Origin of the sequence: Saccharothrix deserti, from assembly GCF_009769385.1 — a bacterium.
Lineage (GTDB): Bacteria > Actinomycetota > Actinomycetes > Mycobacteriales > Pseudonocardiaceae > Actinosynnema > Actinosynnema deserti.
The window spans coordinates 46,781-69,481 of sequence record NZ_ML775965.1; the positions used below are offsets into that span (position 1 = coordinate 46,781).

The following is a 22,701-nucleotide window of genomic DNA, read 5'->3' on the forward strand; positions in this document are numbered from 1 at the left end:
TGATCAACGGAACGAGAGGCCAGGCCGGCATGTCGGGCGACACATCGTCGATCCAGCGGGGAGTACCGACCCGCGGTGAACAGCACCCGTCCTCGATTGCGGCGTCACCGACGCGGTACCGCACCCACCCTCGCACGTCCGGCTCGCGTTTGACGAGCTTGCCGATGTCCCCCCACGTGCGGACGGTGTTGGCCGACAGACCCCGGCCATGCCGAGGTATCGCGACCAGGCCTCGGACTACCTGCTTGTGGTCCGGAAGTGCACCTGTGACGCGGTGTCGGCGTCGAGGTTGCCCGACTCACAGGCGTCCGGTTGGCCGCCGGGCTGCCAGGCCCACCCGAAGGCGCCGGCGTTGGCGCTGTCCCGGACGTAGGCGTTGAGCTTCTTCGACACCTGCTCCGCTCGGGCGGCGAACGAGCGGGCACAGCCCTCCCCGGTGGCGTTGGCGGACATCCCGAACTCGCCGACGACGAGCGGCTTGCCCGCCGAATTCGCCTTGGCCACGCCATAGTGCGTGGAGATCACGGCGTCCGCGTCGAACTCGTGCACGGATGCGATGTCCACGCCGCGTGAACCAGAGAGGGCACGGTAGTTCGCCTCGCCACCGACGGCCTCCGGGGAGAGGGTTCCGGCCGAGAACAACCGGTCGGGATCGACACCGGCGGCGACATCTCCCATGGCGTTGTAGAAGTCCCGTACCTGACGCCAGGTGTTGTCCCCGCCCGGTTCGTTGAAGTACTCGAACCAGGCGATGGAGGTTTCGCCCCGGTAGCGCTCAAGCAGGTGCACCATGTGCTGACGGTAGGCATCGCGTTCCTGCGCATTGCTGAACCACTCAGGTGTCTTGTAGGTTTCGCCACAGCCGGCGATCGCGTCGTCGAGGGTGATCGTCAGGTAGACGTTGTGCCGCCGCGCCGACACGACCGCGGCGTCGAGGGCAGCGATGTCCCAACCCTCGAAGAAGAACAGTCGAACCGCACCGTGGCCGTCGTGTCGCATGCCGGCGAACCAGGCGTCGACCTGAGCCGGAGTCATCTTCTCGTCGTCGCGACCGCAGTCACCGCTCCAGACGACGGAGTTGTAACCGGTGAACCACCAGTCCTGACCATTGCGCTGGATGTTGTCGCCCTGCACGGTGATGCGCGGCAACGTGATCAGCGGTGTGCCGATCAGTTCAGCGGAGTCGAGCGAGAACGTGGGGGAGGTAACGGTAATGGTGACCGTGTGAGGGCCCGCGGGGAGCACCGGAGAGGTGAAGAAGGGCACGTTGTCCTGCCGCAGTGCCGACTGCTGCGACACGGTTGTGGGCGCGCCTGCATCGATGGTGACGGTAGCGGTGCCGTGGTGTGGCGCGACGGCACCCTTCAGGACGATCTGCGTACCGGTGAACCGGACCTGCGCGCGGGCGCCCGCTTCGTTGGTGAAGTGGTCGTCACCGTTGAACTTCGCCGGTCTACCGGTGGTGGTTCCCCACGTGCCGCTCGGATAGGTGAAGTACGTCGAGTCGGAGTCGTTCACGACCTGGCCGGTGCTCTCGGCACCAGCGGTTGCGACGGTGAACGTGAGCGTGATCAGTGTCGCTGCCAACGAAATTGCGAATCTCATGGGCCGGTTGTACAGCGGGCCCGGGGGACCGGTCCCTGGGCGTCCCCGCTCGGGCCTGTTCCATCCGATCCGGCGGTGGTCAGGCAGTCGAGGAGCCACCTTGTGCTGTGACGTGGTGCATGGCCCGAGGTGAACAGAGCTGGTGCTGACGATGCCAGCACGACGTGTGCGGCGATCCGGTCGATACTGGGGTTGACCCGTTTTGACGGACAAGGTGATCCACACGCCGTGTGACCGAGCCGAATCGCGGTCACCGGGACTGGTCCCACCGATGATCGGACATGCTGATCGGATGTCGCTTCTCCGGTCAAGAGCGAGGATCCCGATGACACGGACTGTTGGTGTGCTCCTGGCGGTGTTGCTCGTATCGGGCGTCTCCGTCGTGTGCCGGCCGATCACGTCGTGGGCAGCCACCCCACTGCCGATCGCCGGCGCCTCGGCCAGTGCGGACGACGGCAGCGTCCCGTCCGACACGGTCGACGGCAACCCTGACACCCGGTGGTCCGCCGACCACGGCGTCGACCGCATCGTCAACGTCACGAACTCGACCCAACTGCAGGACGCCCTCGCCGACGCCCGGGCAGGGGACCGGATCGTGGTCGCCGACGGTCGGTACACGATAGGTGGGATGACCGGCAAGAACGGCACCGCGGCCAAGCCCATCACCATCGTGGCAGCCCACCGCGGTCGGGCTGTCGTCGACGACGGGCAACTGGAGGTGGCGAACTCCTCGCACGTGACCTTCGAGGGTTTGAGCTGGACCAACCGCTCGACCTTGCGGATCACCGGCTCCAACCACGTGCGGTTGACCCGCAACCACTTCCGGCTCACCGAGGAGTCGTCGTTGACCTGGGTGCTCATCCAGGGTGCGAACAGCCACCACAACCGGATCGACCACAACCTGTTTGAGGAGAAGCGTCAGCTGGGCAACTTCATCACCATCGAAGGATCGGAGACGGAGCAGTCGCGGCACGACCGCATCGACCACAACCACTTCCGCGACATCGGCCCGCGCGCGGTCAACGAGATGGAGGCCATCCGGGTCGGCCGGAGCACGATCTCCCGCTCCAGCGGGTTCACCGTCGTCGAGTCGAACTTGTTCGAGAACTGCGACGGCGACCCGGAGATCATCTCCGTGAAGAGCAACGACAACACCGTCCGGTACAACACTTTCCGCACCTCACAGGGCACGTTGTCACACCGGCACGGCAACCGCGGCTCCTTCCACGGCAACTTCTTCCTCGGCGAGGGGAAGGCGGGAACCGGGGGAATCCGGCTCTACGGCCAGGACCACAAGGTCTACAACAACCACTTCGAGGGTCTGACCGGATCCGGCTACGACGCCGCGCTCCAGCTCGACGGCGGCGACGTGGACACCTCGGGCGCGTTGAACGCGCACTGGCGCGTCTATCGGGCGACCGTCGTGAGCAACACCTTCGTGAACAACACGTCGAACATCGAGATCGGCGCCAACTACACCTTCGCGCCGGTCGACTCCACCATCGCCGACAACGTGGTGACCGGCGCCCAGGGCAAGCTGTTCAACGAACTCAAGGCACCGGTGAACATGACGTACGCCGGGAACATCGCGTGGGCGACCGGAACCGCGACCGTCGGCGTCATCCAGCCCACCGAGGCCATCCGCGCGGTCGATCCGCTGTTGCACCGCGAAGGACCGGTGTACCGGATCGGCGCGGGCAGCCCGGCGATCGACACCGGCACCGGCCGCTACACGTTCGTCACCGACGACATGGACGGCCAGCCGCGTGCCGGCGTCACCGATGTCGGTGCGGACGAGAGGTCGACCGCCGCGGTCGTCCGAGGACCGCTCCGCGCGACCGACGTCGGCCCGAACGCCCGGTAGGGCGGCTCGCGCACGACCACGTTTCGACAACCGGAGTCGGCGGGTGCGGTCGTGCTCGCCGGCTCCAGCGCGGTCAGGAGGGCAGCTTCGCGGCGGCCACCGCCGTCAGGCGCATGGCCCGGGCGCAATACTCGTGACCCGGCCGATCACCCGTCACGGTCAGCACCATCACGTCGATCTGCGCCCGCTGTGGCAGGTTCGCCGGCCGGTGCGGAACGCTGACGGTGCAGTTCGTGCTCGATCCCGTGTTCAGCTGGAGGTACCCCGCGCGACCGCCCACTTCGACCAGTTCGCCCATGAGCACCTCCTGCGCCGGGTGCTGGTCGAAGCGCAGGTTGATACCGGGCCCACCGACCGTGCTGAACCACTTGCACGCCCAGTTCCCGAACACGTTCACGGCCGAGTCGCCGTCGACCCCGGCCAGCGTGGTGAGCGCCTCGTCGTCCAGCACCGAGCAGGCGTCGACGTGGGCGAGCGAACCGGCGGGGAACGGGGTGGCGCGCCGGGGGATGGGACCGCTGCGGAGCACCTTCAGCACGGTGCCCGTCGCGACCTCGGCCACGGCGCAGAGGTCCAGCGGCGGGTTCTGCAGCTTCGCCGCCACCCGGACGGCGTACTCGTCGTCCACCACTACGGTGCGGTCGCACTCGCCGCTCTGCCAGGCACCCTCGATGACTTCGAACGGTCGTCCCTGGACCGCGCGTGACGCACGGGTGATGAGCTGGATCTCGACGTCCACCGGCGCTTTCGCGCTGACGTCGACCACGACGTCACAGCGGTTGAAGTTGCCGTAGGTGGTGAACAGCCGCGTCGGACCGAATCGGCGCAACTCTTCCTCGTCGATCAGCGCGCAGGGGTCGGCGGTGCGCTCGTCGCCGACCAGATCGCTGACCGGTGAGTGCTGCTGTGCCGCAGGTGCCTGGTACTGCCAGGTGAACACCACCGCGCTGATCGCCATGACGAACGTGAACCCCGCGGCGGCCCGGAGCAAGGGACGGCGCCGTGCCCGGGCGCGGGTGGGGCGTTGGACCGGTGCTGGTGGTGGCTCCCAGTCGCCGACGATGTCCTTGAGCCGTAGTCGGACCTCGTCGGTGGTCGGTCTCCTGTGGGGATGCGGTCGCAGCATCTCCGCCAGCAGCGGGGCGAGTGGACCCGCCTGGCGCATCGGCAGGGTCTGGCCGCGCCGAACGCGCTCCAGCACCTCGTGCGGCTCGCCGTTGCCGAACGGCGGCGTGCCCTCGACCGCGGCGAACAGCGTGGCGCCGAGCGAGAAGACGTCCGAGGCCCGGCTCGCCGGGTGGCCGCCGGCCACCTCGGGCGAGGTGTACGCGGGCGTGCCGGTGACCCTGCCGTCGTCGGTCCGGGTCACGTCCCGCCAGATGGAGATGCCGAAGTCGGTCAGCTTGGCCAAGTCGTCGTCGGTGACCAGGACGTTGCCCGGCTTCACGTCGCGGTGCACGATGTTCTTCGCGTGGACTGCGGCCAGCGCGCCCGCGATCTGCACACCGATCCTCGCCACCCGCTCGGGCGGCAGCGGCCCCTTCGCCGCCAGCGCCTTGTCGAGGCTTTCCGCCGGCATGTATTCCATGACGAGCCAGCAGTCGTCGGCGTCGACGGTGTCGAAGATCGAGACGGCGTTCGGGTGCTGCACCTGTGCGGCGGTTTCGGCCTCACGGCGGAACTGCGTCCGATCGGTGTGGTCCGCCGCCGTGTGGGGACGCTTGAGCGCCACCCGCCGCTTCAGCTTCCGGTCGAACGCGCCCCAGACGACACCACCGGATCCGGAGCCACGGGCGTCCTCCAACTCGTACCGCCCGCCAACCACATCCCCCGTGCGCACGGTGTGTAGTGTAGTGACCACGTTTGTGTGTCGTCATGAGCTTTGTCCGCCCAATGCGGCGTGAACTGGCCGATGTGCCGGACTTTCACCCGAAAGGCGGCCACCTGACCATTGCTCACATTGCCGAATGTGAAGTCGCTGCAGTCGACCTGAGGTGTACACGGGAATCGGAATGGGCGCCGGTGTCCGACACCTCGTCCTCGGTCAGGACAGGGAGTCCAGCAGCGCCAGGTCCGGTGGCACGAGGGTGGTCGACAGGACGAGTTCGCGCAGCAGGTTGTCGTTGAGCGCGTTGCCGACGGGCTCGCCGACCTCCTCGCGCAGCAGGCCGTGCACACCCGCCGCGGACAGCCTGGCTCGGACGTCGGCGACCATGTGCTCGACCCGTTTGACGCTCCAGCCGGCGTCCGGCTGGAGCTCGTTCAGGACTTCGGCGACGTGCTGGCGCGACACCGGCTGCGGGTTGGCCTCGTGCAGCAGGTAGCGCTGCCCCAGCACGACCAGCAGCTGGTGCTCGTCCGGCGTGAGCCGCCACCGCTTGGGGGGCTGGGTCACGGCGGCGTGGCGGGTCGCCGGGTGGCCGCCGTCCTCGCCGGCGACGTACAGCTCGAGCAGGTGCTCGCGGTCGTGTGAACCGCGGATGAACAGCGGCGTGTAGCCGTTGGCCAGCGGCACCGGATCCTCGTCGCGGAACAGCCACCGGGTCTTGGGCAAGCGGATGGGCAGCCGCCCGGTGTTGGTGACCCACCACCGGCCCGCGTGGCGGGTCAGGAGGCCGTGTTGACGGCTTACCCGCGGGTCGGTCTCGCCGACGCACAGGTCGACGTCCGGCCGGTTGCGGCCGAACCGAACCCTGCGCCCCTCGACGGGGGTGACGCTGATCTTCCCGCTCAGTGCCAGGGCGACGACGGCTCCTGGCGCGGCGCGCGGCACGTCGCGCGCCAGGCTTTCGGTGTTCATGCCGGCCTCCTCGTGTTGTCGCGCAGTGTCGCCGGATCGCTCCGGGACCCCTCCCGGCCCTCAAAAGGGGATGGTAGGCACCCATCTCGTCACGAGGCGTCGATTCCATGGCACCGGGCTGCGGGACATCGGGGTTTGCCGCGCTGAGACGGGAGGGGTCCCCGGTCACTCCCGCCACGCTGCGCCCATGGGCGATTTCGAAGTAACCATCGACACTCTCCACGGGGTGGTCGGCAGGCACGGCAAGGTGCGCGACGAGCTGTCCGCGGCCAACCAGCAGAGCCAGTTGCTCGCGCAGATCCAGCCTCCGATGCAGGACCCGGCGACCACCTCCTTCATCACCGCGGCCTGCCAGGCGGGCCAAGCGCACCTCGACTCGGTCTCGATGATCGAGCAGGAGCTGCAGACGCGGATCGAGGAGCTGCAGGCGTCGGTCGACCAGTACGTGAAGACCGAACAGGCAACCACGGACGAATGGCGGTGAAAGACTGATGGCAGGGCTCAGCGGCTACGAGATCTACCTGATGGTGTCGCAGGGCGCGGGCCCCGACGGGCTGAACCAGGCGGCGGACGTGTCGAAGGACGCGCGCATGCGCATCCAGGCCCTCGGCGACGAACTGCGTCGGCTCACCACCGAGATGCAAGCCACGTGGCAGGGCAAGGCGTCGGACCGGGCAGCGCAGGCCGTGCAGCCGATCGAACAGGCCCTCCAGCGTGCGCAGGAGACGCTGGGCAAGGCCGACGCCTCGTTGCGGACCCAGGCGCAGAGCTACGGCCGGCTGAGGCAGCAGGTGCTGCCGATGGCGACGCCGCAGCCGCCGGAGCTGACCCTCTTCGACGAGCTCACGCCGTGGGACACCGACAACGAGATCGCGCGCAAGGAGTGGTTCGAGGCCGACGCGAACAACCGTCGCGTCTACGCGGAGTACGCCACGGCGACGGGCCAGAACCAGGCGATGCTGCCGCAGATGCCCCAGGCATCCGGCGGCGCACAGGGCGCGAACACCGCTGTGCAGTCCGCGAGCGGAGCCGGCGTGCAGGCCGCGACGTCCGCGCCGCCGCAGGTCGGGGATACGGGTACCACTTCGCCGTCGTCGGCGGGATCGGCCGGCGGTGACAAGACCTCCGCACCGCCGTCGGTGAGCGGCGGCGGCAAGACTTCGGCCAGCAGCACCGGCGGCGGCGACGGAGATCTCGGCGGTCGGGCGCCTGCCGTTCACGGGCCCGGCGCTCCGAGGCAGCCGGGCGACCGGACGGCGGTCGCCGACTGGTCCACCGGTGTGCCGGGCGGCGTGCCGATCGCGTCGCGTCCGCCGTCGGCCAGGGACACCGCGCACACGTCGAACATCCCGAAGGGCGACCACCTGTCCGGTGTCGCTCCGGTGCTCCCGGGTGGGATCGGCCTCGGCGATCCCACCGGCACCAGGGGACAGCGGGGTGCCCTCGACGCGGGCGACCGCTCTGCCGTCCTCGGCAGGACGCCGCCGCCCAACGCCCCTGCCGCGGCCGGTGCCGGTGCCCGTGGCGCGGCCGGCAAGGTCGGAGTGGCGGGCATGGGCGGCTTCGCCCCACACACCGCGCACATGCGCGAGGAAGAGGACAGGGAGCACCAGCGCACCGTGTACCTCCAGGAGGACGCGGACGCGCTTGTCGGCCCGATGCCCGACAGCGTGACGCCCGTGATCGGGGAGGACTGATGCTGCGCGAACCGGTGGTGTTGTCCGACGCGGAGTTCGACGTGCTGTGGCACCACGACAACCTCGGCGAGCACCACACCGTGCTGCGCGTGCCGCCTGCCGAGGCCAACACCCTAGAGGTCGAGCACACGCTGTACCGCGAGGGCGTGCGGGTCGACGAAGCACTGGAGGCGTTGCGGCTGCTCGCGTCCGCGGACTTCGAGTGTTTCGGCTGGATCGCGTTCAACCGTGAGGTCACGCTACCGGTCGTCGTCGCCACGGCCGGACGGCACGGCGTCTTCGCGGTGCGGGACAATGGTCATGTGCGGATCGACGCGTTGCACGGTGACCCGTCGGACATGCTCGTGGCGTGCCTGCCGGAGATGCGGCCCGGTCGGGGTTCGTCGATCAACGCCCGTGCCGAGGAGGCGCAGACGTCACGGGCACTGGTCGAACTGATGCAGCGTTCGCGCACCGGCGTCGCGAAGCTCTTCGCGGCCAAGCGTGACCGGTACGGGCGACGCCGGCGTTCGGAGTCGTTCATCACCACGATCGACTGCCCGGACGGCCGCTGGCTGGTCGTCCGCTACGTCGACAGCCGCGGCCAGGGCTGGGTGCACGCCACGCCCGCGACACGCCCGATCATCAGGGAGTGGCTTCGCCGTATCAGCGACTGACCGGGAACGCGAAGCAGCAGGCCGCCGATGAAGCCGGCCCGCTCCTCCTACCACCTCGGCATACCCGTCGGCCGACGCGATAGGAGGAGCGGGTCGGCGAACCCCGAAGCTGCCGGACCGCCCGCAGGTCGCCCAACTCGTCCAGGCCGTAGGCGGGGACCAGCCGAACTGATCCGGCAGCTACACAGCTTCGGCTACCTACGCTGATGAGCGCGTTAGGCAATAGATGCGGAACCGGTGCATACGACTGCCTTTGGGAGTCGCGTCCAAGCGGGTTTCTGGCTCCTCACGTCTTCCCGTCACCGCCGTAGCGAGAAGCGCCGCGACAGCGGATATGCGCCTTGGCCAATTCCTCACGCGCGGATGGTCCCACGCGCACGGCACCTGTTCACATCGCCCGAAAGGGGGTTTCGCCCTGCCCGAGATCACCACACCACCCGTCCGGAACCGCCTGCGCAGCCGCCCTCGGCCGCTCCACCGGCTCCCGAACCGCCACCCTGACCCACCCGCGCGGTGATCCGTGCTTGAAGGCCTCGGCGGACGGCGACGGCCGTTGGTCCGTCCGGCTGGGAACACCTCGACCGCCGTCACTACCTCCGGCGCGGGCCGTCCCATCGGTATCCCGTAGGTCGGACACGAAGGTGGTCACGGTGATGGCGTCACGATCGGAAGATCCGGACTTGCTCGGTGCATGGCTGCGGACCAAAGGATCCACTGCGCGTCGTAAGTCGTCGAACGATCCGTTCGTCCATCGTGGACTGCGCTTTGCCTTCTATGGTCGGATGTCGACGTCGGAGTACCAGGATCGGCGGACGTCGCGGTTGTGGCAGCGGGGGGTCGCGGAGCGTCTGGTGGCGGGTCACGGTGTGATCGTCGCCGAGTACTTCGAGACCGGGTGCACCCGGCTCAAGGAGTGGGCGGATCGGCCGCAGGCCGCCCGGTTGTTGGCCGCGCTCGCCGATCCGGATCGCGGTTTCGACGCGATCGTGGTGGGGAGTACGAGCGCGGTTTCTGCGGCGACCAGTTCGTGCGCATGGCCCCGCTGTTCGAACGGCACGGTGTCCAGGTGTGGCTGCCCGAGGCCGGCGGACGCGTCGACCTGACGCGTCCGGCGCATGAGGCCCTGGTGGTGATGTTGGGGGCGCGGTCGGATCTGGGGATCCGGCGTGTGCGGTATCGGGTGATCGGGGCGATGCGGGTGCAGACCTGCGATCAGGGTCGGTATCCGGGTGGGCGTCCGCCGTACGGGTACCGGTTGGTCGATGGTGGCCCGCATCCGAACCGGGTGCACGCGCGCTGGGGGCGCCGGCTGCAGGGGTTCGCGTCGGATCCGGCGACCGCGCCGCACGTGCGGTGGATCTTCATGGAGCGGCTGGCGGGGCGCAATATTGCCGGGATCGCGCGGGAGCTCGACGAGCGTGGTGTGCCGTCGTCCGTCGTCCGCGGATCGCAACCCGCACCGGTCGGGGGAGACGTGGACGTTGGTCACGGTGGCGAAGATCCTGGAGAACCCTCGTTACACCGGGCGGCAGGTGTGGAACCGGGTGGCCGACGACCGCGAGCACTCTCATCCGACGAGCGGCCGGCCGGCCCAGCGTGCCAACGACCGCGTGGACTGGGTGATCTCCGCGGACATCGCCCATGCGGCGCTGGTCGGCGAGGCCGACTTCCTGCTGGTCCAGGCGCGGCGGGCGGCGCGTCCGACCGCGGACGGCAGCGTCCGCCGGTATCACCTGTCCGGCCTGCTGGTGTGCGGGGTGTGCGGGCGGCGGTTGGAGTCGCACTGGGGTCACGGGCGCGCGGGCTACCGGTGTCGGCACAGGTACACCAGCGCTCGGTCGCGTCCGGCCGACGCGCCCCGCAACGCCTACCTGCGCGAGGACCACCTCGTGGACGTCATCGTGGAGCAGCTCGTGCGGGAAGGGCACCACGTCGGAGTGGAACCGGCCCGGGTGGCCGCGCATCTGCGCGACCACCGGCTGACGGTCACCTGCGACGCGCACGGCGTCGGTCCCCGACCGGTATCCGTCGTGTGATCACTGGATGAATCCCAGGTCAGCGCCTCAGTCTAAAAACCCCCACGGGCCCTGATCTGATAAGCTCAGATCAGGGCCCGTGGGGTAATTATATGTCCGAGGGACTTGAACCCCCACGCATGGGATACGTCCCACCTGCGGGGTCGAATCCCACGCCCTCTTCACCACTATGATCTTGTGTGTTCCCCGTCCGCCGTGGGGACGTGTCACACGTAGAACGTAGCACAGACGATCTTCCGGTGTCACATCGTCCACAAAGGTCGGCTGCTTCATTGTGAGGCGTCGACCAAGGTTTCGGCCGATAAGCCTCCGATCTGGACGCTGAGATCCGCGCCGATCGCTCGCCGTCGGTTCGTGTCCGCTTGGCTATCGGTAAACCGCAGCGGGTGGGACTTGTCAGCCGGTGGGGCAGGCCTCGCCGGAGAACCGTCACCTACATCCTCGCGGTCAGGCGGGTTTACGGATCAGGCCGGTGTAAACGGCGGTGGTCCTACCAGGGGCTTGTATCTCAAGCCGCTTGAGATCGCATGGTAAGTGTCGTGGACATGAACGAGCTGTACGCCATCGGGGATGTCGCCCGGCGGACCGGCCTGAGCGTGAGCGCCGTCCGGTACTACGCGGACGCCGGTGTCGTCACGCCGGCCGCCACCACCCCGGCCGGCCACCGCCTGTACGACGTGTCGGCCATCGCCCGGCTGGAACTGGTCCGGACGCTACGGGAACTCGACGCCGGCCTGGACGAGATCCGGCGGGTGCTGGCCGGCGAGGCGACGCTGCGCGAGCTGGCCGCCACCCACTTGGCCCTGCTGGCACGGCAGGAGGCACGGCTGCGCAGCCGTCGCGCGGTGCTGTCGGCCATCCTGCGGCAGGACTCCACGGCCGAGCAGGTCACGCTGATGCACAAGCTGGCAGGCATGTCGGACGAGGAGCGCGACCGGCTGATCGACGAGTTCTGGACCGAGGTCTCCACCGGCTGGGAGCCGCCGGAGCGGATGGTCGAGTGGTGGCGGGCGGCTCGGCCGGAGCTGCCCGAACATCCCACTGCGGCCCAGCTGGAGGCGTGGATCGAGCTGGCCGAACTGGTCCGGGATACCGAGGTCCGGCAGGCCTTGCGCCGTGAGCTGTACGAGGCGTGCACCACCGGGGCCGGACCGCTGATGACCTCGTCGCCGATGCTGGACGCCCTGGAGGCGGCCGCGCCGATCGCCCAGGCGGCGATGGACGCGGCGCGGGAGCGGGTGCCGCCGGACTCGCCGCGGGGGCGGGAGATCGCCGACCGGTGGATCGGGTGGCTGACCGGCATCTTCGCGACACCGGACAGCCCCGGGATGCCGGACACGCCCGAGTTCCGGATCGAGACGGCCGACCACATGCTGGCGGGCGAGGAGTGGGACCGCACGCCGCCGGAGCCGGAGGGACCGTTCGACCGGTACATGGCGCTGGTCACCGCCGTGAACAACGTGCCGCCGGAGCGGTTCCCGTTCGAGTGGCTGGCCGCGGCACTGCGCGCGTCCGCAGCTTGATCAGCGAGGAACGGTGCGGCTCACCAGCAGGTGAGCCGCCCCGGCCGGTAGTGACAGCTCAGCAGCCACAGCGGTGAGGCGCCGCGGTCGTCACCACGGCCCCTGCCAACGACACCGCGGTCAGCGCACGCGTCAGAACCGTCATTTCCGCAGGCCGGCAACTTTTAGTCGCTGCCGTGCACCTCCAGGTCTGCACCGTCGAGGAACCCCACCTGCTCGCCCTGCATGGTGCGTACTACTGCGGCTACATCACCATCACCGGCCGCGATCAGGACCCGCCGCAGCCCGATGCGGGTGGTGCGCGCCGGCGGCCGGCAACCGCGTAAGGCAGTCGGTCACGTCGACCGCCGCAGGTGGTCGATGCACCGCATTCCTGCGTTGCCTGTGAGTGGACAATGGCCGCAGGCGATGATTGGAGGCCGCATGGACGCCGCAGACATCATCCGCGCGCTCGAACGCCTGTCCGGTCTTCGGGTGACCGCTGTCTCGGGTGGGGTCCGCGTGCACGTGCCAGCCATCGACGACACGGTCCAGGTCGACGCCGACGCGGTCCGCAGGTGCCGCGACATCCGCGCACAACGGCGACCCCGCCGTGGAGTTCGTGATGGGGGACGAGCACGGCGTGTGGCCGCTGATCCTCACCCCGGACGACGTCGTGTTCCAGCCGGTGTCCACCGGGGCCGTGCTGGACTCGGCCATGGAGTACCGGATCACCAACGCGCCCGACATCGTGGCCTACTCCGAGATGGAGCACGCCGCTGAGCACGCGGCCCTGACGTGCGAGCGGCCGGGTTCGATCGAGCGTTCGGGGTGGGCGCGTCGCTGGTGCTGGTGCGGTGCCAGGTCGTCGCGGTCACGCTCATCGGGCTTGCGGCCCGTGCGCACCGTGGCGTGGTGGAGGCGTGCCTGGGAGGCGCTCGGCGACGACCTGCCGTTCCCGCCGTTCCGCCCCGACCCGCTGTGGGACGAACTGGTGGCCGACGCCGCTCGGATTTCGGTGACGCCGTCCGAGCAACCCGACCACGCGGACGAACCCGTGGACGTCGCGGCCTTCCGCCGTCTGGAGCCCGGGTTGACCGTCGTGGGCTTGGACGACGAGTTCGTGTCGCGTGGCGTACGTGGGTGCCGATCAGCCCGTTCCGGTTCGCCGCGACGCTGCTCCACCGGCTCGACGGGGCACGCGCCGACCTCGCCCTGTACCCCGGTAGGAGCGGCAGCGTCGACGTCGTCCTGCGCGAGGGCTCCGCCGCGGCGCTGCTCCAGTTCAGCTGGTCGGACCGGCTCACCCACTGACCAGGCGAAGGACAGACACATCGGACTGCCCTCACCTGCGGTAACTCCGACCCCTTCCGGGGTGGCCGCGGCCGACTCGGTCGTCGTGCCAGCAGCGAGGTAGTCGGACCCGCCTGAGCTTGGCCACAATCGGCGCAGGTCAGCACCTATTCCGTTGGATATTCCGCGAAATGTCCGGCGACCCCAGGTCCGGTCCAGCGGAGCCGGTGGAGCCGCTGTCCACGCCGTTCGACGCACAACCGGCCAGCAGGACGGCAACGAGCCCTGCTGTCATGACACCACCGGTGAACCTGTGCCTTTCGGACATGCAGGATTGCTGCACGAGCGCGTCCAGGTCGCCGGACGTGACGTCGTGATCCCTCGATTAAGGGACGCAGTCGGTTCGTCAGGAGCGGGTCGAGGTGGTGCGGCGGTAGCGGCCGGGGGCGATGCCGTGTTCTCGGGAGAAGGCGCGGGAGAAGGCGAACTCGGAGGTGTAGCCGACGGCTTGTGCGACGTCGCCGACGGGGTTGTCGGTGTCGCGCAGCAGGCGGGCGGCCAGGTCGATCCGGACCCGGGACAGGTAGGCCAGCGGGGTGAGGCCGACGACCGCCTTGAACTGGCGGGCGAACGCCGGGCGGGACATCGCGACGGTGCGGGCCAGGCTCTCCACCGTCCAGTCGCGGTGCGGCTCTTCGTGCATCAGCGACAGGGCCGTTCCGATGCGCGGGTCGCGCAGGGCCGTCAGCCAGGACGGCCCGGTCTCGGTGGTGCTGTCGGCCCGCTCGATCCAGGCGCGGACCGCCAGCACGAACAGCACCTCGGTCAGGCGGGTGGCCACGGCGCGTGATCCGGGTTGTCCGCCCGACGTCTCGGAGGCGAGGATCCGGATGATCCCCTGCAACTGCGGATCGGCGCTCATGCCGGGAACGTGGACGACTTCGGGTAGCGCCGACAGGACGGGATGTCCGGTGGTGTTGCCCGCGTAGTGGAACTTGCCGCACACCACCCGGACGACGGGTCCGTCGCCCCCGAGGTCGACCACGCCTTCGCGTCCCGGCGGGTGGGCGGCTTCCAGTTCCGCGTAGGGGCGGGCGTCTTCGTGGGGCGCTCCGGTGAGTTGGTGCGGTGTGCCGCGCGGCAGGAGCACCACGTCACCGGACACCAGCTGCATGGGTGGCGTGTCGGAGGTCCGCAGCCAGCAGGCGCCCTCGGCGATGAGGTGGAAGCCCGCCGTGTCGAGCTGGTCCACCGCGCAGCCCCAGCCGGAGCCGGAGGAACGCAGCTGCGCGAGCAGAACGCCCCGGAAGCCGGTGGCGGCCAGTACGTCGGCGAGCACGTCCATGCCGACACCCTAGCGCCTGAATAACTCACAGGATCATTACATGAGAGTCTCGGGCAAAAACCTGAGCGTCGCTGTCATGGATGCTCTCGGTACTCGTACCTAGGGTCGATGGCGACACGACGGCCCGGCACGGCGCGCCACCGCCTGCCATCCAGGACGGAAGCCATGAAACTAGGCATCGCCATGTTCCCGGCGGACTTCGCCATCCGCCCCGACGAACTGGCTCGTGTGGTCGAGGAGCGCGGTTTCGAGTCGCTGTTCTTCCCCGAGCACACCCACCTGCCCGCGACCGAGCGCACCCGTGCGGAGGTGGGGGAGTTGCCCGCGCACTTCTCCCGTACTCACGACCTGTTCGTCGCGCTCGGGTACGCCGCGGCCGTGACCCGGGACCTGCTGGTGGGCACCGGCATCTGCCTGGTGCCCCAGCGCGATCCGATCGTCACCGCCAAGGCCGTGGCCAGCCTGGATGCCCTGTCGGGCGGACGCGTGCTGTTCGGCGTGGGCGCCGGGTGGATCAGCGAGGAGATCGCCCACCACGGCACCGACCCCGCGCGGCGCTGGAGCGTCATGGCCGAGCGCGTGCGGGCGATGCGCCGGATCTGGGAGGACGACATCGCCGAGTTCCACGGCGAGCACGTCCGGTTCGGACCACTGTGGTCCTGGCCCAAGCCGCACCGGCCGTCCGGCCCACCGGTGCTGGTGGGCGGTTCCGGCCCGCGCGTGGCGGACCGGGTGCTCGACTTCGGCGACGAGTGGATGCCGCACGCCGGCATGCCCCTGGACGAACTGGCCGAACGCATCGCCAAGCTGCGCGCCGCGGGCTACGAGGCCGGACGCGCCGACGACGTGCCGGTGACCGTCTTCGGCGCCGAACCCGAGGCCGCGCGGCTGGCGGAGCTGCGGGAGATCGGCGTGAACCGCGCGGTGCTCTACGCGCCCCCGGCCGATGCCGACACCGTTCGCCGCTTCCTGGACCAGGTCGCTCCACTGGTCACCGCGTTCCAGGACTGACCGAACCGCCTTTCACCCTCCCGCCCGGCTTCCCACCGGGCACTTCGGATCGTCAGCGTTTCAAGATGGAGAACAGCATGAGCAAGGTCTGGTTCGTCACCGGCGCCTCCCGCGGCTTCGGCCGTCGCTTCGCCGAGGCCGCGCTGTCCCGCGGCGACAAGGTCGCCGCCACGGCGCGCGACGCCGCCGCGCTGACCGATCTCGTCACGGTCCACGGCGACGCGGTGCTGCCGCTGGAGCTGGACGTGACGGACAAGACCGGGGTCTTCGCGAGCGTCAACCGGGCACACGACCACTTCGGTCGTCTCGACGTGATCGTCAACAACGCGGGTTACGGCCTGTTCGGCGCCGTGGAGGAGCTGACCGAGCGGGAGCTGCGCGACCAGCTGGAGACCAACCTCTTCGGTGCGCTGTGGGTCACCCAGGCGGCGCTGCCCCACCTGCGCGAGCAGGGCTCCGGCCACTTCGTGCAGATCTCCTCCACCGGCGGTGTGGCGGCCTGGCCGCTGCTCGGCGGCTACCACGCCTCCAAGTGGGCTCTGGAGGGCCTGACCGAATCACTGGCCCAGGAAGTCGCCGGTCTCGGCATCAAGGTGACGCTGGTCGAGCCCGGCGCCTACGCCACCGACTGGGGCGGCACGTCCGCCGTCCACGCCGATGCCAACCCCGCCTACGACGGCGTCCGCGAACAGCTCTACGCGTTCGTCCAGAGCCTGGACTTCGGCGACCCCGCCGCCGCGGGCGAGGCCCTGCTGGAGGTCGTCGACTCCGACAACCCGCCACTGAGGGTCTTCTTCGGCGCCCAGGGCAACGAGATGCTCCCGCAGGTCTACGCCGACCGGCTCAAGACCTGGACCGACTGGGCGGACCTGGCCGTCCGGGCGCAGGGCGCGCAGGTCGCCTGACCCGGAGGGCAGCCGATGGGGCTGTCGGTGGCCCGGTGCCACGAAACCGCGCGCCCCTGTTCGAGGTGGAGCCGGATCGGAGGCGCCTCCAATTCAACCGCAGCAAGTGGGAGTACCGCGAGAATGGTCACGGCGACACGCATCACCACTCCGTTCAACGCATGGTCCACGGCCGCCGAGGTCATCGCGGGCGTCGATCTGACCGGCCGGCGCGCGGTCGTCACCGGTGCCGCGTCCGGCATCGGCGTCGAGACCGCACGCGCACTCGCCAGTGCCGGCACGGAGGTCACCCTGGCCGTGCGCGACACCGCTGCCGGTCACCGGACCGCGGCGGAGATCAAGGCCACCACCGGTGCCGAGGACGTGCGGGTCGGTCGGCTGGAGTTGTCCGATCCGACGTCCGTCCGCGCGTTCGTGGCCGCGTGGCGGGGACCGCTGCACATCCTGGTCAACAACGCGGGCGTGATGGCTGCGCCGGAGACCCGGACGTCGCGGGGCTGGGAGTTGCAGTTGGCCACCAACCACCTCGGGCACTTCGCCCTCGCCACCGGGCTGCACGGCGCGCTCGCGGCGGCGGAAGGCGCCCGGGTGGTGTCGGTGAGCTCCAGCGGGCACCTCTTCTCGCTGGTCGTGTTCGACGACCTTCACTTCACAAACCGACCGTACGACCCGTGGCTGGCGTACGGGCAGTCCAAGACGGCCAACGTGCTGTTCGCGGTCGAGGGCGCCCGGCGCTGGTCCGGCGACGTGATCACGGTCAACGCGCTGATGCCGGGAGCGATCTTCACCAACCTGATGCGCTATGTCGGAGACAGCGAGCAGACGCAGTTCAACGCCCACCTCCAAGCCCTCGTCGGCGAGGCGCGGGAACTGCCCGGGGTGGGTCCTCAAGACGACCGAGCAGGGCGCCGCGACCTCGGTGCTGCTGGCCTCGTCACCGGCGCTCGACGGCGTCAGCGGCCGGTACTTCGAGGACTGCGACGAGGCTGCCCCACACGCTCCGGGCACTCTGAGCGGCGTCGCGGCGCACGCCTTGGACCCGGAAGCCGCCACGCGGCTCTGGGACGCCTCCGAGCAACTCCTCGTGTGATCCAACCACCTCTCGCCCGAAGGGTTCCCATGCCCAAGATGTGGTTCGTCACCGGTTCGTCGCGCGGCCTGGGCCGCTCGTTCGTCGAAGCCGTGCTGGAGCGCGGCGGCCCGGCATGGTCGAGGAGTTGACCGAGGCCGAGGCGCGCGACCAGTTCGAGACAAACTTCTACGGCATCAAGGTCACCATGATCCAGCCGGGCCCTTACCCCACCGACTGGCCCGGTGCCTCCGCCTGCTCGGAGCACGTCTCGTTCGCCGCCCACGGCTGAACCGCACCACGTCCACCCAGGCGCTCCCGGCACAGCATTCGAAATGTCGAGTCAGTACCAACTTCTGTGAGGCAACAACGATGTCGAGCTCCATCCGCAGCCGGCCTGACGGCCGACATCCACGCCAGCGGCCCCGGCTCGGGATCCCGGCCCACTGCCGGCACGCGGGTGGTAGGGGCGCGGCGTGATGCGCGCATGCGTGCGTCGAACGGGCAGACGTCATCGTCTCTCCTCGAAGCAGGCCATCTCGCACAGCGCTCGCCACACCAGACCGCCACTCCTGAACGACGTCAGGCACGGTCAGCCGTCAGGTGCGACGAAGCCCTCAGGCGGGGCGTTCCTACCAGCACACGACCCAGCAATGTAAACGTTTACTTCGAATCACGATAGAGGCAACGATCGAACCAGGTCAACGGGTTGACTGTGACCCGTAAGCGTTTTACCGTTGCCAACCTTCACCACACTTGGGCAACCGCCAACGACGACGGGAGGCCGACACGATGACAGGGCGAGTTCCGACCGGTCGAAGCGGGTCGCTCCTCCACCGGGCGTGGCGCACGCACTCCCGCCACCCATCAGTGGTCGCGCATCACTGACTGAGTGGATGACGATCACACCAGGCACGCTGTGAGCGCTAACATCATTTCCCTCTGATCGCTTAAGGCTTGTCGATTCCGAAAAAGTTGCGCTACAGTCCTCTGGGAGCGCTCCCAGCTCGATTGGGCACAGCATGAGACAGAGAGTGCCCACTATCCAGCTCGCAAGGAGGCGATGTGCGGGAGCTGCACAAACCTGCCACTTCGGCCTGGCGCGCACGAGAACTACCAGAGCAGTCGCCGTACCGAAGACCGTAAAACTGACACAATTCGTCTTTGACTTTTGGCGGTCGCCAATCACATCCAGGCAACTGCTTATTTGAGCTTTCGTTAGTGCTAACAGGCCCGACTGGGAGCGCTCCCAGAGGTTGCCGCCACCTCTGGATGGTTCTTACACATCACGAGGAGGACGAGACATGCCCGGAGCAGTGCATGCGAAGCACCTGTGGGGCGCGGTTCTGGTGCCGGTCGTCGCCGCGTCGGTCGTCATCGCGGTCGCGCCGGCAGGTGTGGCCACGGCGGCGGCGGGACCCGGTCTGACCGTTGACGTGGGCGCCGATCGGCGGCCGATCAGCGAGGACGTCTACGGGATGAACTTCGCGAGCGAGGAGTTGGCCGCGGACATCGGGTTGCCGGTGCACCGGTGGGGCGGTAACGCCACCACGCGCTACAACTTCCGCTACGACAACAGCAACCGCGCCTCGGACTGGTACTTCGAGAACATCGACGAGCCCAACCCGGACCCCTCGACCCTGCCGGACGGGTCGACCACAGACCGGGCCCACGAGCAGAACCTGCGCACGGGCACGAAGAGCTTGTTCGCGGTGCCGCTGTTGGGTTGGGTGTCGAAGGGCCGCGGGAAGGTGTGCGGGTTCTCGGTGGCCAAGTACGGTCCGCAGGAGCGCACCGACAAGTGGGCCCCGGACTGCGGCAACGGGGTCAAGCCGGACGGCACGAAGATCACCGGCAACGACCCGCGCGACACCAGCGTCGAGGCAGGCGCGGAGTACGTCACCGACTGGATCGACCACCTGAAGGGCAAGTACGGCGCCGCGGCCGACGGCGGGGTCCGGTACTACAACCTGGACAACGAGCCGGACCTCTGGCACAACACCCACCGCGACGTGCGCCCGACCGGCGTGGGCGCGGTGGAATTGCGTGACCGCACCTACGACATCGGCGCGGCGGTGAAGGCTGCCGACCCGGGCGCCAAGACGCTCGGCCCGGTGGGCTGGGGTTACCGGTCGCTGCGACAGTCCGGTCTGGGCGCGGCGGACCGACCCAACCACGGCAACGTGGACTTCGGCGAGTGGTACCTGGCGCAGATGCGCGCCTACGAGCAGCAGCACGGTGTGCGGGTCCTGGACTACTACGACAACCACATCTACCCGCAGCAGGCCATCAAGGGCGACCCGAACGACCCCGCCACCCAGGCGCTGCGGTTGCGGTCGACCCGACAACTGTGGGACCCGACCTACACCGACGAGTCGTGGATCAACGACGAGATCGCCTACATCCCGCGGATGAAGGACATGGTCGCCCGGAACTACCCCGGCACGAAGGTGGCGATCACCGAGTACAGTTGGGGCGCCTACGACCACCTCAACGGCGCGTTGACCCAGGCGGACGTGCTGGGCATCTTCGGCCGCGAAGGCCTCGACATGGCCGCGCTGTGGACCGCGCCGAGCGCCGACCAGCCGGTGGCGCACGCGTTCCGCATGTACCGCAACTACGACGGCAAGGGCGGCCGGTTCGGCGACGTCCGCGTCCGCGCCGCGAGCACCGACCAGGAGAAGCTGGCGATCTACGGCGCCGAGCGCACCAAAGACGGAGCCACCACCCTCATGGTGATCAACAAGACCACCGGCGACCTGACCAGCCCGGTCGCGATCTCCGGCCGGGGCGCGGGCACCGCGCAGGTCTACCGCTACAGCGGCGCGGACCTGACCGGGATCGTCCGTGAGGCTGACCAGCCGGTGTCGGCCACCGGGTTCAGCGCCACCCTGCCCGCCCACTCCGCCACCCTCTTCGTCATCCCGAAGAACGGCACCCCGCAACTCCCCGCGCCGGGCACGCCCACGGCCTCCGACGTCACCGCGACCGGCGTGACGCTGTCCTGGCCGGCGGTCACCGGAGCGGTCGACTACACCGTCGAACGCGACGGCACCCCGGCCGGACGCACGTCGGGCACGAGCCTCGCGGTCACCGCCCTCACCCCGGACACGGCCTACAGCTTCACCGTGCGGGCCAACGACGTCGCAGGCAACCCGTCACCGCCCTCGACCGCACTGAGCGTGCGCACCAAACCGAACCCCGCCACCGGATGCAGCGCGGCGGTGCGGATCACCAACAAGTGGCAGGGCGGGTTCCAGGTGGATCTGACCGTCCGCAACACCGGCACCAGCGCCACCACCGGTTGGGCCGCGAACTTCACCCTGGCCGGAGGCATGTCGGTGACCCAGACGTGGAACGGCCGCAGCACCACCACCGGGTCCGAGGTCACCGTGCGCAACGCGTCCTGGAACGGCAAGCTCGCCCCGACCGCCAGCGCAACCGCCGGGATGACCATGAAGGGCGACCCGACCGGCTGGACCCCCACGCCGACCTGCTCCCTGTCCTGACGCGCAACCCAGGTCATCGATCAACGGAGATCCGGTGAAACACATGCACTACTCCCTTGACACCACTCCCGTGCACAGCCACCAGCCGAAGGAAGCCTCGACGAGGACCGTCTGGCGGGCATCCGCAATCCTCGGCGCCTGCCTGGCACTGCTGACGACCCTGCTGGTGACCTTCGGCGCGGGCACCGCCGCCGCGCACGGCGCGGTGAGCGACCCGCCCTCGCGCCACTACGGCTGCTACCACCGCTGGCCCAACGGTGCCACGGCGCAGATGGCAGCCGAAGACCCCCTGTGCTACCAGGCGTGGAAGGCCAATTCCGGCGCCATGTACAACTGGAACGGCCTGCTGCGCAACGGCGCGGGCGGCGACCACCAGGCCGTCGTGCCCGACGGGCAACTGTGCAGCGGCGGGCTGACCTCCAACGGCCGCTACGCCGCGATGGACAAGCCCGGCAACTGGCGGACCACCGACCGCCCCGGCCGATTCACCCTCAACCTCAACGACACCTCCTCGCACGGCGCCGACTACATCCGCGTCTACGCCACCAAGCAGGGCTTCGACCCCAAGACCCAGGCTCCGAAGTGGAGCGACCTGGAACTGGTCGGCCAAACCGGCAAGATCCCCACCGGCACCAGGACCCCGGTCGAGATCAACGCGCCCGGCCGCACCGGGCATCACATCCTGTTCACCGTCTGGCAGGCCAGCCACCTCGACCAGAGCTACTACGGGTGCAGTGATGTCAACTTCACCGGCGGCGGCACCACGACCACCACCACAACCACGACAACCACCAGCACCACCGCGACGACCAGCACCACGCCGACCACCACCACGACCGGCACTCCCATCAGGGGTTGCTCGGCCACCTTTCGGGTCACCTCACAGTGGTCCGGCGGCTTCCAGACCGAGGCGCGCGTGACCGCCGGCTCCACGCCGGTCACCGGCTGGACTGTGAGCTGGACCTTCACCAACGGTGAACGGATCAACTCCTCGTGGAGCGCGGCAGTGACGACGGACGGCTCCACCGTCAGCGCCCGCAACGCCGCCTACAACGGCTCACTGGCCGCAGGCGCCGCCACCACCTTCGGCTTCGTCACCTCCGGAACCGCAGGGCCCCTTACGCCCACCTGCACCGCGACCTGATCCCATACCCACTGCACGCATAGGGGTTGCCCGCCGCGGTGCGGCGGGCAACCTGCCGCACCGCGCAATCAGCCGGACACGGCCGGGCGCTGTTAGCCGTGGCGGCACCGGTAACCGGGGCGGCCGTACACCCAGTGCGCGTCCATCCGCCGCCCGGACATCCAGCACACCACCCGACCCGACAACAGGTACCGGCGTTCGTCTCTGGATCGTCATCGCGGCCATCGCCCGATGGCGGGCCCGGATCACCTCACGCAGTGACTGC

At 69.2% G+C, this 22,701-nt stretch carries 19 protein-coding genes; 15 read left to right on the top strand and 4 right to left on the bottom strand.

Annotated elements, in window-relative coordinates; translation table 11 throughout:
- Window positions 1–237 precede the first annotated feature (237 nt).
- Window positions 238–1,704: a cellulase family glycosylhydrolase gene (locus FM051_RS10890; RefSeq protein ID WP_158842818.1), complete on the bottom strand. Its 1,467-nt coding sequence runs from the start codon at window positions 1,702–1,704 to the stop codon at window positions 238–240.
- Window positions 1,705–1,930: 226 nt separating this feature from the next.
- Between FM051_RS10890 and FM051_RS10895 the strand changes: the two genes are divergently transcribed.
- Window positions 1,931–3,469: a polysaccharide lyase 6 family protein gene (locus FM051_RS10895; RefSeq protein ID WP_202918786.1), complete on the top strand. Its 1,539-nt coding sequence runs from the start codon at window positions 1,931–1,933 to the stop codon at window positions 3,467–3,469.
- Between the two features lie 73 nt (window positions 3,470–3,542).
- On the opposite strand, the gene FM051_RS10900 is transcribed toward FM051_RS10895, so the two are convergent.
- Both FM051_RS10900 and FM051_RS10905 read right to left on the bottom strand, forming a co-directional pair.
- Window positions 3,543–5,309, bottom strand: a complete 1,767-nt coding sequence (locus tag FM051_RS10900; RefSeq protein ID WP_158842820.1) for a serine/threonine-protein kinase — start codon at window positions 5,307–5,309, stop codon at window positions 3,543–3,545.
- A 204-nt stretch (window positions 5,310–5,513) separates the two neighbouring features.
- Window positions 5,514–6,269: an FHA domain-containing protein gene (locus FM051_RS10905; RefSeq protein ID WP_158842821.1), complete on the bottom strand. Its 756-nt coding sequence runs from the start codon at window positions 6,267–6,269 to the stop codon at window positions 5,514–5,516.
- Window positions 6,270–6,456: 187 nt separating this feature from the next.
- On the opposite strand from FM051_RS10905, the gene FM051_RS10910 reads away from it, so the two are divergent.
- The 8 genes from FM051_RS10910 to FM051_RS10940 all read left to right on the top strand — a co-directional run bounded on the left by FM051_RS10910 (window position 6,457) and on the right by FM051_RS10940 (window position 13,474).
- Complete coding sequence (locus FM051_RS10910; RefSeq protein ID WP_158842822.1) at window positions 6,457–6,753, top strand: hypothetical protein; 297 nt, start codon at window positions 6,457–6,459, stop codon at window positions 6,751–6,753.
- Between the two features lie 7 nt (window positions 6,754–6,760).
- Complete coding sequence (locus tag FM051_RS10915) at window positions 6,761–7,966, top strand: WXG100 family type VII secretion target (RefSeq protein WP_158842823.1); 1,206 nt, start codon at window positions 6,761–6,763, stop codon at window positions 7,964–7,966.
- The gene (locus FM051_RS10920; RefSeq protein WP_158842824.1) at window positions 7,966–8,622 is read left to right on the top strand and encodes an ESX secretion-associated protein EspG; all 657 of its coding nucleotides are present in this window, start codon (window positions 7,966–7,968) and stop codon (window positions 8,620–8,622) included. The genes FM051_RS10915 and FM051_RS10920 overlap by 1 nt, the downstream gene beginning before the upstream one ends.
- Before the next feature lie 641 nt (window positions 8,623–9,263).
- Entirely contained in the window at window positions 9,264–9,725 is a 462-nt protein-coding gene (locus tag FM051_RS50455; protein ID WP_202918787.1) for a hypothetical protein, read from the top strand.
- A gap of 159 nt (window positions 9,726–9,884) precedes the next feature.
- The gene (locus FM051_RS50460; RefSeq protein ID WP_420803583.1) at window positions 9,885–10,658 is read left to right on the top strand and encodes a recombinase family protein; all 774 of its coding nucleotides are present in this window, start codon (window positions 9,885–9,887) and stop codon (window positions 10,656–10,658) included.
- Between the two features lie 545 nt (window positions 10,659–11,203).
- Entirely contained in the window at window positions 11,204–12,181 is a 978-nt protein-coding gene (locus FM051_RS53110) for a MerR family transcriptional regulator (RefSeq protein ID WP_202918792.1), read from the top strand.
- 176 nt (window positions 12,182–12,357) lie between these two features.
- Window positions 12,358–12,507 carry a hypothetical protein gene (locus FM051_RS10935; RefSeq protein ID WP_158842826.1) on the top strand — a complete coding sequence of 50 codons (150 nt, stop codon included), beginning with the start codon at window positions 12,358–12,360 and terminating at the stop codon, window positions 12,505–12,507.
- A gap of 796 nt (window positions 12,508–13,303) precedes the next feature.
- Window positions 13,304–13,474: a hypothetical protein gene (locus tag FM051_RS10940; RefSeq protein ID WP_158842827.1), complete on the top strand. Its 171-nt coding sequence runs from the start codon at window positions 13,304–13,306 to the stop codon at window positions 13,472–13,474.
- A gap of 385 nt (window positions 13,475–13,859) precedes the next feature.
- Here the strand turns inward: FM051_RS10940 and FM051_RS10945 are convergent, their stop codons facing one another.
- Window positions 13,860–14,798: an AraC family transcriptional regulator gene (locus FM051_RS10945; protein WP_158842828.1), complete on the bottom strand. Its 939-nt coding sequence runs from the start codon at window positions 14,796–14,798 to the stop codon at window positions 13,860–13,862.
- Between the two features lie 165 nt (window positions 14,799–14,963).
- Here FM051_RS10945 and FM051_RS10950 point away from each other — a divergent pair, with 165 nt between their 5' ends.
- From FM051_RS10950 to FM051_RS53115, 6 genes are all read left to right on the top strand, one after another.
- Window positions 14,964–15,809, top strand: coding sequence for an LLM class F420-dependent oxidoreductase (locus FM051_RS10950; RefSeq protein WP_158842829.1), 846 nt, complete (start codon window positions 14,964–14,966; stop codon window positions 15,807–15,809).
- 77 nt (window positions 15,810–15,886) lie between these two features.
- Window positions 15,887–16,714 (top strand): SDR family NAD(P)-dependent oxidoreductase, encoded by an 828-nt coding sequence (locus FM051_RS10955; RefSeq protein ID WP_158842830.1) that lies wholly within the window; start codon window positions 15,887–15,889, stop codon window positions 16,712–16,714.
- 123 nt (window positions 16,715–16,837) lie between these two features.
- A complete protein-coding gene (locus FM051_RS10960; RefSeq protein WP_238412295.1) occupies window positions 16,838–17,935 on the top strand; it encodes an SDR family NAD(P)-dependent oxidoreductase in 1,098 nt (365 codons plus the stop codon).
- Complete coding sequence (locus FM051_RS10965; RefSeq protein ID WP_158842831.1) at window positions 17,920–18,075, top strand: hypothetical protein; 156 nt, start codon at window positions 17,920–17,922, stop codon at window positions 18,073–18,075. Before FM051_RS10960 ends, FM051_RS10965 begins: the two co-directional genes overlap by 16 nt.
- 1,012 nt (window positions 18,076–19,087) lie before the next feature.
- The gene (locus FM051_RS10970) at window positions 19,088–21,292 is read left to right on the top strand and encodes a glycoside hydrolase family 44 protein (protein ID WP_158842832.1); all 2,205 of its coding nucleotides are present in this window, start codon (window positions 19,088–19,090) and stop codon (window positions 21,290–21,292) included.
- Between the two features lie 43 nt (window positions 21,293–21,335).
- Window positions 21,336–22,436 (top strand): lytic polysaccharide monooxygenase, encoded by a 1,101-nt coding sequence (locus tag FM051_RS53115; protein ID WP_158842833.1) that lies wholly within the window; start codon window positions 21,336–21,338, stop codon window positions 22,434–22,436.
- Window positions 22,437–22,701: the final 265 nt, after the last annotated feature.

Coding starts and splice junctions, on each gene's coding strand:
- FM051_RS10895 (WP_202918786.1), top strand. CDS start 1,931: ATGACACGGACTGTTGGTGTGCTCCTGGCGGTGTTGCTCGTATCGGGC.
- FM051_RS10905 (WP_158842821.1), bottom strand. CDS start 6,269: ATGAACACCGAAAGCCTGGCGCGCGACGTGCCGCGCGCCGCGCCAGGA.
- FM051_RS10910 (WP_158842822.1), top strand. CDS start 6,457: ATGGGCGATTTCGAAGTAACCATCGACACTCTCCACGGGGTGGTCGGC.
- FM051_RS10915 (WP_158842823.1), top strand. CDS start 6,761: ATGGCAGGGCTCAGCGGCTACGAGATCTACCTGATGGTGTCGCAGGGC.
- FM051_RS10920 (WP_158842824.1), top strand. CDS start 7,966: ATGCTGCGCGAACCGGTGGTGTTGTCCGACGCGGAGTTCGACGTGCTG.
- FM051_RS50460 (WP_420803583.1), top strand. CDS start 9,885: ATGGTGGCCCGCATCCGAACCGGGTGCACGCGCGCTGGGGGCGCCGGC.
- FM051_RS53110 (WP_202918792.1), top strand. CDS start 11,204: ATGAACGAGCTGTACGCCATCGGGGATGTCGCCCGGCGGACCGGCCTG.
- FM051_RS10945 (WP_158842828.1), bottom strand. CDS start 14,798: ATGGACGTGCTCGCCGACGTACTGGCCGCCACCGGCTTCCGGGGCGTT.
- FM051_RS10950 (WP_158842829.1), top strand. CDS start 14,964: ATGAAACTAGGCATCGCCATGTTCCCGGCGGACTTCGCCATCCGCCCC.
- FM051_RS10955 (WP_158842830.1), top strand. CDS start 15,887: ATGAGCAAGGTCTGGTTCGTCACCGGCGCCTCCCGCGGCTTCGGCCGT.
- FM051_RS10960 (WP_238412295.1), top strand. CDS start 16,838: ATGGTCACGGCGACACGCATCACCACTCCGTTCAACGCATGGTCCACG.
- FM051_RS10965 (WP_158842831.1), top strand. CDS start 17,920: ATGGTCGAGGAGTTGACCGAGGCCGAGGCGCGCGACCAGTTCGAGACA.
- FM051_RS10970 (WP_158842832.1), top strand. CDS start 19,088: ATGCCCGGAGCAGTGCATGCGAAGCACCTGTGGGGCGCGGTTCTGGTG.
- FM051_RS53115 (WP_158842833.1), top strand. CDS start 21,336: ATGCACTACTCCCTTGACACCACTCCCGTGCACAGCCACCAGCCGAAG.